10 protein-coding genes are annotated in these 11586 nt (G+C 54.4%); 3 read left to right on the top strand and 7 right to left on the bottom strand.

What is annotated here, in order from left to right; genetic code table 11:
- The first annotated feature begins 117 nt into the window (after positions 1-117).
- Positions 118-2064, top strand: coding sequence for a GumC family protein (locus ACZ1G5_RS13470; protein ID WP_472733327.1), 1947 nt, complete (start codon positions 118-120; stop codon positions 2062-2064).
- Positions 2065-2099: 35 nt separating this feature from the next.
- Here ACZ1G5_RS13470 and ACZ1G5_RS13465 read toward each other — a convergent pair whose 3' ends face one another.
- The 7 genes from ACZ1G5_RS13465 to ACZ1G5_RS13435 form a co-directional block, all read right to left on the bottom strand.
- Positions 2100-3707: a hypothetical protein gene (locus tag ACZ1G5_RS13465; RefSeq protein WP_472733326.1), complete on the bottom strand. Its 1608-nt coding sequence runs from the start codon at positions 3705-3707 to the stop codon at positions 2100-2102.
- Positions 3708-3710: 3 nt separating this feature from the next.
- A complete protein-coding gene (locus ACZ1G5_RS13460) occupies positions 3711-3968 on the bottom strand; it encodes a spike base protein, RCAP_Rcc01079 family (RefSeq protein ID WP_472733325.1) in 258 nt (85 codons plus the stop codon).
- A gap of 108 nt (positions 3969-4076) precedes the next feature.
- On the bottom strand, positions 4077-4721 hold the full coding sequence (locus tag ACZ1G5_RS13455) for a sugar transferase (protein ID WP_472733324.1): 645 nt from the start codon (positions 4719-4721) through the stop codon (positions 4077-4079).
- Between the two features lie 286 nt (positions 4722-5007).
- Positions 5008-6339 carry a sensor histidine kinase gene (locus tag ACZ1G5_RS13450; RefSeq protein WP_472733323.1) on the bottom strand — a complete coding sequence of 444 codons (1332 nt, stop codon included), beginning with the start codon at positions 6337-6339 and terminating at the stop codon, positions 5008-5010.
- 173 nt (positions 6340-6512) lie between these two features.
- On the bottom strand, positions 6513-7868 hold the full coding sequence (locus ACZ1G5_RS13445; RefSeq protein WP_472733322.1) for an MATE family efflux transporter: 1356 nt from the start codon (positions 7866-7868) through the stop codon (positions 6513-6515).
- 65 nt (positions 7869-7933) lie between these two features.
- On the bottom strand, positions 7934-9160 hold the full coding sequence (gene manD, locus ACZ1G5_RS13440; RefSeq protein ID WP_472733321.1) for a D-mannonate dehydratase ManD: 1227 nt from the start codon (positions 9158-9160) through the stop codon (positions 7934-7936).
- Positions 9161-9223: 63 nt separating this feature from the next.
- A complete protein-coding gene (locus tag ACZ1G5_RS13435) occupies positions 9224-9907 on the bottom strand; it encodes a GntR family transcriptional regulator (protein WP_472733320.1) in 684 nt (227 codons plus the stop codon).
- A 330-nt stretch (positions 9908-10237) separates the two neighbouring features.
- Here ACZ1G5_RS13435 and ACZ1G5_RS13430 point away from each other — a divergent pair, with 330 nt between their 5' ends.
- Both ACZ1G5_RS13430 and ACZ1G5_RS13425 read left to right on the top strand, forming a co-directional pair.
- Entirely contained in the window at positions 10238-11341 is a 1104-nt protein-coding gene (locus ACZ1G5_RS13430) for an ABC transporter ATP-binding protein (RefSeq protein ID WP_472733319.1), read from the top strand.
- A complete protein-coding gene (locus ACZ1G5_RS13425; RefSeq protein WP_472733318.1) occupies positions 11338-11565 on the top strand; it encodes a hypothetical protein in 228 nt (75 codons plus the stop codon). Before ACZ1G5_RS13430 ends, ACZ1G5_RS13425 begins: the two co-directional genes overlap by 4 nt.
- Positions 11566-11586: the final 21 nt, after the last annotated feature.

Genomic DNA, 11586 nt, shown 5'->3' with positions numbered 1-11586 from the left:
ATTAATTTTAGGTTAACCACTTTATGATCTTTTTGAAGGGAAGTCGCCGCAATCAAGGATACTGTCTTGACCTCCTCCCACCCTGCAAGCCCAACAAGGCCGCGTCATGCGTCCCACTTGGTTGAGGTTGACCCGATACCTGTGCTTGACGTCTCGGGCATGCTGCGCGTCATTTGGCAAGGCAAGTGGGTGATACTTTTGTCGTTGGTTTTTTGCGTAACCGCCGCAGGGTACTACGCATTCCACATGGTGCAACCGCGGTTTGCTGCGACAGCGGTCCTGCAAGTGGACGTTCAACCAACAACATTGCGCGATGTCTCTGGCGTATTGGCGGCACCCGGATCCGACGCCAACAGCCTGAACACGCAGATCGCGATCATGACATCTGGGCATCTGCTGGGGCAGGTCGTGGATGAATTGAACTTGCTCGAAGACAGGGAATTCAATCGCTACCTCACAACGCCTTCGCCATTTTCCATAAACGTCCTGCGAAGCAAAGCGCGCAACCTGATCGCCGGGACAGTCGACGTGGAGCCGGACACCCGCGCAATCCGCGAGAAGACAATTCAGAACCTGCGTCGCGCAGTCTCGGTCCATCGCCCCCACAACACCTATATCTTTGAAATCCGCGCACAAAGCCGTGCACCGCAAAGAGCTACGCTAATTGCCAACACCCTTGCGGACGTTTATTTGGCCGACAAAATCGCCGCACAAAATGTGTCATCGCAAGAGGCAGAGGATTGGCTTGCCGGTCGGGTTGAAGAGTTACAAATCCGACTGCAATCCCAAGAGACAGAGATCACCGCACTGATTGCAACCGCACAAATTCAAGATGACGCAGAACTCGATATGCTCAGCAATCAGATCCTCGAAATTGAACAGGACCTTCAATCAGCCAGAGCATTGCTTGTCACGTTGGAAACCGAGGCAGCGCCTGTCAGCAGCACCCGTCAACAATCCGCGGTTCTGCAGCAGCGCACTGAAATCGCGGCAATCACATCGCAACGCGACAGGTTGCTGGCACAGCTGTCGGCGCAGTCCGCTGGTTTGACCCGTCTGCATCAGATGCAACGACAAGCAGATGCCACGCGGGTTTTGTACGAAACTTACCTTGCGCGCCTACAAGAGACACGCATCCAGCGCGGACTGGAAGCACCCGACAGTCACCTCGTCACGGCAGCACAAACCGCCGCTTATGCCGGACCCCGCAAGCTACTGATCCTGATGTTGAGCGTTGTCGTGGGTCTTGTGTTGGGGTTGGTCACGATCACACTACGGCACACACTGCGCAAGGGGTTCGCTGACGCCGCTGCATTGCACCGCGAAACTGGTGTCCCTGTCATGGCACAGATCGCCCAGGCGAAAGCGCATCACCCAAGTCGTTTGCACAGACTGCTGCGCGCAAACAAACCTGTCTTCGGTGATGCCATGCAATACCTGCGCACCGCATTGCAGATCAGCGCCAAGGGCCCTGTACCCAAGGTGATACTGACAACATCAAGTCTACCAAACGAAGACAGCGCGGCCTATGCCCTGGCGCTCACCCAGTCATTTGCGCAATCCGGGAAATCAGTCCTGCTTCTCGCTGCAAACGGCAACGGATCAAAACTCGTCAGGTCCTTTGGCAAACAGACAGGGCTGGGGCTGAATGATGTGCTTTCAAACCAGATACCGTTGGAACAAGCCTTGGTACGCGACCCATCACTCCACGCAGATGTGCTGCAATTATCTGGGACGGCGAATACCCAAAGCGCACCATTGGCTGACGGTTTTGGCGCATTGTTCGCGAAACTGGCAAACCGGTATGATCACGTGGTGATTGATGGGCCACCTGTCCTTTCGTCGCCTGACGCACTGCTTCTGGCACAAGTCGCAGATAACGTCATTTACGCAGTCAGATGGTCAAAAACGCGGGCTGATGTTGTAGGGTCCGGGCTGCAAATGCTCGCCGATGCAGGAGCGCCGGCAACTGGACTGATCCTGTCGCAGATAAAGACGCGAAAGACATCGCGATCAGGGATGGGATCATTTCAAGGTGGGATGCCCTTGGCCGGCACCACATAGCAAAAAAGGCCGCGTTTAGGCGGCCTTTCTCCATCCTAGAATGGGCTCATCGCGATACTGTGGCGACTAAAGAAACCAATAGCCTCGCCAGGGTCGAGCGTCATGGTGCCACCATCCTGCGCTTGCAAATAGGCCTTTGCTGGCCAGTCTAGTGACCCGGATTCCGTCCGTCCCTCAAGGTTGGGGCGCAGGAACGCATCAAAACCGTTGATGATGTTGCCAGACACCGGCGTTGCACCAACTTCGTGCCCATAGACAAATGCCGCCCCCTCTACGGCACCCGCCAAACCCAATCTGGCTGCGGCTCCAAAATCAGTGTTGGGCGGCGTGACACCGGCGAATGTTGACAGATCAACTGCTGCTGCGTCTGGCGCGCGCACCGTATCCACAACGGTCGTTCGGCTTTCGCCGTCCCAATGGACCATTGGCACCATACCAACATAAAGCCACTCGACATCCATCTGCGGTCCCGTTGCATTTGCCACAACATTATGGGTCACAGAACCCGGCGTCACAGCACGGGTCAACCGACAATCCGCGACCGGTGCGCCAGCCTGCGTTTGCCAGGTCGTGTCTTCGACAAACGTCAGATTGCTGCCAACACTCAGACCCAGCCCAGTCGATTGCGGAACCCACAGCACATTGTCCAGCGTGATCGTCCGGGCCACCAGCGCCTCATTTCCGTGGGTCTGGCCACCCGCCTCGGTGGTTGCACCAGACACGGCAAACCGGACGGCGTACTCGCGCTCGGACGGGTAATCGATGGTGACAAATTCCGGATAGGTCGGCCGGTCATCCGCGCGCCAGTCAATTGCCCCATCTGATGCGATGCCGCCGGTATGGGTCGGACCACTGGTACCACTGACACCATTGGCTCTGGCGGCATAGTACATGCCCCCGAATTGGACTTCGTCGCCCATCTCATAGGTGGTGCTGGGCGACCACATCGGTGGCAAAATATGCGGATCAAGAAGTGCGCCGGAAATGCCGACCGCCTCGATCAAAATGGCCGCACCACCGGGCGAGGCCGCGCCACCAAAACTGATCTCCACGTCATGGCTCCCACTCAAACCGCTGGCCACTTTGATCGCCTGACGCCGCTGTAAATCATCTGCGGTGTAAGACGAAAACGCCTTGAAGCCCAAATCGGCGGGATCGTCGATCTCATTGACGAGCGTCTGTGCACCGTCGATGTCCACTTTCACGTAGCCGCCGCTGGTGCGGCCAGTGTAATGCACCCAAAGGTCATAGGTCGCCGCGCGACCAACCGTCACACTCGCGATTGCCGATACAGAACCAGTACTGATCGCCCGGTTGCCCGTATAGCTGCCGGATCTTCCGGATCCGGATGACTGCAACTTCGACCACGACCCTGACAACGCGAATGCGCCAATAGGATAGATGTTGCGCAATTCCGCGATCTGGGTTTCGCGCCATGACAGGCGCGTTCCGGGGTCATCATTGTCCAGTCGCATCCGCGCCGCGCGACCTTGACCCAATTCAGTCCAAACCGTCAGCCCACCATTGATGCCGTCGGCAATGGCCACCGATTGTCCACCGCCATTGCGAAAATAAGCAGCCAGGGGCGGCGCGTTTTTTGGCCCTCCCTGCAACGCTCCGGGGGAAAGCTCAAAACCAATCATGTTTTAGTACCACGCGATCAGCTGCGCCGTCGTGCCAGAGGCCAAAACACGGTTCGGGCGCATCGACAAAATCGACCCGGTCGTTAATTCATAGCTAATCGCTTCGCCGCTGCTATCCTGAAGCACTGCGCTGCCGCCAACATTGACGTAGAGCGCACGTGGGCGCACCGGCAAGTCAGAACCGTCAGACGGGACAATGACATAATGGGAAACAGCAGGCGACGTCAGGTTTACATAGTCTGTATCGAATGGATCGGGCATTTCACTCTCCGCTTAAATGTGATCCGCCCTTTCTATTTTTACCTGTTTACCAATCGCTTTGACCATCGCACGGGCATCTACGCAACACCCAGCATTAACGTCCGGTCACTAGCTGCCCCGGCACCCCAACACAACGCAAAACGTCCGCCATGTGATCCACAGATCAAGCCGAAAATTCGCGTGTTTGAGATAGTACATGTCAGCGGCCACTTTATCTTCGATCCCGTCAAGGCCTTCGACATAACCCACTTCGGTTTGGGCATAACCACTAATGCCCGGCAACATCTGATGTCTTTGCACATAGCCCGGCACCTGCCGCAGATAGACGATCGCGTGCTCATAGGCGTCAGGTCGCGGGCCAATGAGGCTCATCTCACCATGCAACACGTTCAGGATCTGCGGCAGCTCATCCAACCGTGTTTTCCGAAGAAAGTGTCCCAATCGCGAAATTCTGTCGGTCTCCAGCGCATCAAATGCACCGCGCGTGCCTTGAGTATCAGGCAACATTGTGCGGAACTTTACAGCCGTGAAAGGCCGACAATCCTGACCCATTCTTTTCTGAAGAAATATGACCTGCCCGGGGTTAAAGATGGGATTGATCAGGAACAAGACGACCGCCACAACGACAAGCACCGGGAGAAGCGCCAGAGACACTGCCAGATCAAACATCATCTTGGGAAAGTGCCGCCTCTTGTGACCAACATCGTCAATCTGGTTGTCAAAATCTAATACGTCATCGCGAAAGTCGAACACAGCAAAACACTCTCATTTTCCATGAACCTGCCGGGGTCGCGACCGGTTCTCTATGGTTAATGAAAATGAAATGTTCCGGTTAAAGAGACCTTAACCAAGTCGTTCGATTCCCGACTAAAACGGGCCATGAACATCGAATTTAGCCAGCTTTTGTTAACTTTTGCGCCCTTTTGAGCGTATTTAGCGCCAAATACGCCCTGTTAAGGCGGAGTTTCGATTTACCAAAAACACACTTTTGACCGCGTCTAACAGATGACGCAAAGGTTTGACGTCTGACCACGGCATGTCACCCGCGGTCTACCAACGGAAGAAACACTTTCATCACCGTCCCCGCCGACGACGTTTCAATCCCAAGCCCGCCACCGACACGGTCGGCGATGGACACAGCCATAGACAGACCCAGCCCTGTCCCCTTGCCTGCTGGCTTGGTGGTAAAGAAAGGATCGACCACTGCCTTCAGAATATGCTCTGGGATACCGCTGCCAGTGTCACTGACCTCATAGACAATATAGGCACCTTTGCTGAGCATGCGGTCGCCAGCAACTTTTCTCTCACCTTTGATATCCGTATGTTGAACCGCCAGCACAACCTTGCCGCCCGGTTGTGTCGCATCAACCGCGTTCAGGATCAGATTCATCAGCGCTGTCACCAATTGATCAGGGTCTATCCTGATGGATTGCGTCGTCGAAAGTGGTGTCATCGAGAACTGCAAAGTGGGTGGGACGAGATGCTCCATCAGAACTGCGATACTGGACAAGGGTACGTTTGCGTCAATCGTTTGAATTTCAACCGGTGACTTGCGCGCATAGACCAGAATCTGGCTGACGATCTTGGCAGCGCGCTGGCTTGACTGTTGCGCGGCGTTTATCACCTCATCCTTTTCGGCGTCGGTTTCCAACACCTTGTAGAGTTCCAGATTCCCTGAAATCGCCGTCAGAATATTGTTAAAGTCGTGCGCGATACCGCCTGCCAATTGCCCAAGCGCCGATAACTTCTGGGCCTGAAAGGCTTGTAGGCGCGCGGCATTCTCTGCCAAAATCCGCGCGCGCGCCGCCAACATTGATTGCGCCAGATAGAAAATCAACACGGTCCAACTGATCAAGATGCCGATGATTGCGATGGGATCATCAATTTGCGGTAGTACCCGTATCAACAGGTAAAGCATCATTGCGCAAACGGCTGTCGTGACACCCAAAATCAGGAAAAGAGGCGTGTCGCCACGATGCACCAAATGCATCAACTGTGAGCCAACAAGTGCAGCACCGACAAGTGCCTGATTTCTGTCCTGATCGACCAACATCAGGGATGGCAGCCACAGGAAACTAAGGGTCAGAAGGACAATCAATAAATGAGTAGTCACCTGCTGTCTAAGAGCGACCTCTTGCGGAAGGGACAGCAGATAAAAACGATAGACCGCGTAACATGCGACATATCCACCGCTCCAGAAAAAGGCCGCGTACTCATTCGTGTATAGGTAAATCAGGACGCTTCCAGCCGGAACACCCACCAGTCGTACTCTGGTGTCCCAACCATTCCCACGTTCAAGCGACAGCAGACGATCAATCTCTGCACGGTGGTTCAGTCTCGCGCCCAAAAGCGTCAAATAGTCGAATTTCATTTCACTTAAACTAAGCTATTTTTGTTTCACGCCTGTCCCTACAGCAACGCAATACAACCATAGGTAATCAAGAACGCCAACAGTATGAATTGGCGCGCGCACGACAAACGCATCAATTCAAGCCACAATCGCAGGCAAGGCACGCAATTGTCGCCATTTAAGTCGACTTGTCTCTAGTTTTGCATGTTATGCCATTCCTTGCGCCAGATACGCCGATGGAAGAACGGAAACTTGACCAGTTCTTCGGCCAGGAAGAGTGCGAAAACCCAAGCCACAGACATATCCAACACCAAAACGAACAGCGCCGTCGTCGGCACCATAAAAATCCAGTTTGCACCCAGACTGATGTTCATCGACGATTTTGTGTCGCCCGACGCGCGCAGTACGTTGCCACAAATGGCATTCGACACGCGCGGAAAGGGGATCAACAGCAGTACAGGTAGGAAACTCAACAGCGCCGCGCGGGTTTCGATCGCAAGATCTGCGTATATCCAAGGGGTCGCAAAGATGATCGCCGCGTAGGTCAACGCGACGACGATCGCCGCCACAAATGCGCCGCGCCAAGCCCGACTGAGAAACTCATCAAGTGCGGCACCGGTTACAGATTTTCCCAGTGATTGAGCCACCAGAATTCCGGTTGCCTGGGTCCAAGTATAACTTAGTTGCCCGGCAATCCGCACCCAAGGCATGATCAAAGTAATGGCCGCGAACTGATAAATGCTCAGGTTGGCATAAATCGCATTGCAGGCTTGATAGGCGAACGTCATGCTGATGAACGTCGCGGCGATAGGCCATGAAAAATTGAACTGCTTGATGGATGCGGCGGGCAGGTTCTGATGCTGCCAACCGATCACTCCGGCAAAAAAGCGGTTCGTGCGGTGCATCATCGCGGCCAAGTAAATCAGCCGAAGCAGTGCGCCGATCAGGGTGCCGCACGCCGCACCGGACAGACCAAGCTCGGGAAACCCATAGAGGCCAAAGATCAGGACAATACTGGAACAGATGTTTGCGGGAGCCGAAATCAAGAAGCTGTAAAAAGAAAGGCGCGTCCGCCCACATCCATTGAAGAAACTCGTTAGCGCACTGCTCACGGCCTCACTCACCAAAACCAGCATGAACACAGACAGGTAATCCGTAGCCCCCACCGCGATCTGTTGTGAATGGGCCAAGCCGTTCACGATCAATCCACCCAACGTGACGACAAAAAGCAATCCGACGGTAACAAGCGTCAAGTTGATCATCAGCCCGCTGAAGAAAGACGTTTTGAGTTCCAGCGCGCCACCTTGACCAAAGGCCTGGGCCACCTTGATCTGCATGGCATTCGAAAACGCGAAAATGGTCCCCATCACCAGCCCTGTAATGACGCTGGCAATGCCGATAGAGGCGACCGCTTCTTCACCAAGTGAAGAGACCAAGTACAGGTCTATAATGACAAGCGAGAACATCATGACCGCGCGCAATGCCAGCGGCCATGACATCGCAAAGATCTCAGCTGTCGTAGGGGTTTGATACTGCGTGCTGCTGGTCATCTTTTGAATTTGCCGATCATCCAAGCAAGAGTTCCACCAATCCGCGCAGCCCTCGGTTTATCGTTTCAGTAGTTCCAGATTGTCCCGTCCTCCAACCGGACGACCGGATGACTTCCGGGCTCGTAACTGTAGCGTTTGGCCTCTTCTTCATCAAAATCCACACCCAACCCCGGCGCATCACTCACGTAGACCATGCCATTTTCCATTTTATGGTCAGACGGGAACAGCGCATCGCACGCCGGTGTTCCAAGTACCAAATACTCCTGAATGCCAAAATTTGGCGCCCAAGCGTTCAAATGCGCGTGGGCTGCCATACAGACGGGTGAATGACTTGGTGCGCCGTGAAACCCGGTGCGGACGTGGTGCAGTGCCGCCAAATCAACAATCCGTTTGAGATGCGTAATGCCACCCCCATACGTCGCTGCAATCCTGATGAAATCGATCAACTCATTTTCGATAAGCTTGTTGCAGTCCCAGATCGAGTTGAAGACTTCGCCGATGGCAACAGGCACGGTGGAGTGGTGACGAAGCAGCTTGAGTGCATCTTGATCCTCAGCCGGTGTCGGGTCTTCCAGCCAGAAAAGATCGACCGGCTCTACCGCTTTGGCAAAGGCCGCGGCTTCACGCGGTAACAAGCGATGGTGAACATCATGCAGAATATGCAATTCAGGCCCAAAGCGATCTCTGACCTCTGCCAGCGCATCCGGCATATAGCGCATATAACGCCCGGTATCCCAAATTTCGACATCAGGCCGGATACCGCGAAAGTCGGTCAGGTATGTGGGCGAACTGCCAGACTTTTCGGGAACCGCATAGCTTGCACTTGGCATCCCCGGAACACCACATTGGACACGTACGGCCTTGTAACCCTGCGCCACAAAATGGGCGACTGAATGCATCAGATCCGCAAGATCAGCGCCCGTCGCATGTGCGTAGACCATCGCACCGTCACGGCTCTTGCCGCCAAACAACTGATAGAGAGGCATACCAGCAAGTTTGCCTTTGATATCCCACAACGCCATGTCGATCGCGCCAAACGCGGCCATTGCGATCGGGCCACGCCGAAAATAGGCCCCGCGATAGAAATACTGCCAAATGTCCTCGCTGTTGCGGGGGTCCATGCCGATCAGGCAGGGAATCAAATAGTCGGTCAGATAGGCGGCAGGCAGTGTTTCACGGTTGTTAAGGGTCGCATCACCAAGCCCGTACACGCCTTGGTCTGTCATGACCTTCAGCGTCACATAATTCTTCCCCGGGCCACCAACAAAAACCTCTGCGCCCGTTATCTTCATAGCCAAAGTCTTCCGGGTTTAGGATGAGCCAATCAGCGCCATAGCATCAGCGGACACTATCACCTACGGATCAAAATAGTCGCCATGTGCATCAGAGATCGCGTCAATTGTTGCATCAAGTCGGGACAGATGCGTCATGCCAATCGCCACTGCACCTTCTTTGTCATGACCCTGCACACAGCGCGTAATCTCTTCATGATCAACAAGAAGCTCGGCCATTCGGTTTTCTTTCGAAAGGCTCAACATGCAAAGACGGTCAACCTTTGCTTTCTCTTCCTTGATGACTTCGAAAGCAAAGTCGACCTTCGCGATATCGCACAGGGTCTGGTGGAACTCATAGTCTAGTTGGCTGAACTTCTCATGATCACCCAATTCGACCACCGCCGCTTGCATAACAAGGTTGGCTTTCAGCTTGGCTGCGCCAATCGCATCACATTCCGCAGACGCGCGGCGCAACACTTCTGCTTCGATTGAGGCGCGGACAAACCGCGACTTGGTAATCTCGCGGAACGAAAAGCGTTTCACTTCGGTCGCGCGCTGCGGACGGATCAACAAAAGATCAAGATTTTCTAGTCGACTAAACGCGTCGCGGACCGGTTGGCGCGAGATACCAAATTGCGCGGCGATCTCGGCCTCTGAAATCTTGTCACCCGGCAACAACCGCAACGATGCGATTTCGTCCTGCAAATGATCAAAGACAACATCAACGCTTGTGCGGCGGTCCTTGGTGACGCTCGTATTTACCATTCTCGAAACTCCAGTCTTACAGATATCTAGTCATTCGTGGCAAAAATGACCAGTTGTCGTAGAGAATTGATTGCACCCTTAAAATAACCGATCGCAAGAGGCGAGGGTCGCAACCTGACGTTCGCGGGATTCAAGGGATGCGGCCAACGGATTTCGGCCTCCACGGGTTTTCTATTTTTTCGAGTCGTGGTCGCAGTTGAACCTGAAACGCTGACAAAATCAATACTAGTATTCCAGTTTTTCCTTAGGCATAGTTCTGAGGTGGTCAGCGATTCTGGCACGTTCAAAATCGGGGACCTGCGCAAACGCGCATTTGGAGGGGAACAAGCAATGTCCGGCGTTCAGTTGGAAAGCATCGTCAAAGCATACGGCGCTTTGCAGGTCGTGCACGGCATCGATCTGGAAGTCCAAGAGAAAGAGTTCGTCGTTCTTGTCGGCCCCTCAGGCTGTGGAAAATCCACAACCTTGCGGATGATAGCCGGGCTCGAAGAGATTTCGGGCGGCATGCTGACGATTGATGGCCGCACCATGAACCGGGTCGCACCCAAGGATCGTGATGTCGCAATGGTTTTCCAGAATTATGCGCTCTACCCGCACCTTGATGTGGCCAACAACATCGCGTTTGGCCTGAAGATCCGAAAGGAAAGTAAAACTGATATCGAGGCAGCCGTCGCAGAAGTCGGCGGGATTCTTGGTTTGACCGACTACCTTGAACGCAAACCTTCAGATCTGTCCGGCGGCCAACGGCAGCGTGTTGCTATGGGCCGGGCCATCGTACGTCGGCCGAAAGTCTTCCTTTTTGATGAACCGCTCTCCAACCTTGATGCCAAGTTGCGCACTCAGATGCGAGCAGAGATCAAACGGCTGCACAAGCGGCTGGGTGCCACCTCCATCTATGTCACGCACGATCAGGTCGAAGCGATGACACTCGCCGACCGGATCGTGGTGATGAACGATGGCCGCATCGAACAGGTTGGCACACCAATGGATTTGTTCTTGAACCCTGCAAATGCTTTTGTTGCGGGCTTCCTGGGCGCCCCACCCATGAACCAGATCAAGGCGACCATTGCCAAAGGTGATACAGCACCGATGGCAAGCTTTGCTGGTGGGCAGTTGAACCTCCCAAAGCTCGACGAACTGCAAAATGCGGTGGGGCGCGAAGTCATTGTTGGGATCCGCCCCGAATATGCGCAAATCGTCACCGAAGCCACCGATGGATCGGTTGCCTGTGACCTCGACCTTGTCGAAACTCTGGGGTCAGAGGCGCTGTTGCACACAACCGTGGGCGATGAACCCTTCGTGATCCGCACGGAAACACTTGGCAACATGGCAAAATTGGAAGCCGTCGTCGGCTTTACCGCGCAACCCGACCTGATCAAGATTTTTGACGCAGACACAGGCATGGCCCTTTCCGGCCAGACGCGTGTGGCATGAGCAAAGCGGTGCACAAACACAAAGCACCGCTCTATGATCAGCGGTCACGCGCCCAGCGTATCGCCGATCATCTACGCCGCGACTGGCAACTCTATTTGCTGCTGTTGCCGACTGTCGTCTGGCTGGTCGTCTTTCTTTATAAGCCGATGTACGGCCTGCAAATCGCGTTCAAAGACTACAGCATCTTTCGCGGCGTGGCAGACAGCCCGTGGATCGGATTCTGAACATTTCGAGACGCTTTTTAG

The organism is Yoonia sp. JB2-21, from assembly GCF_055693545.1.
This window is presented reverse-complemented; position numbering and strand designations above follow the sequence as displayed.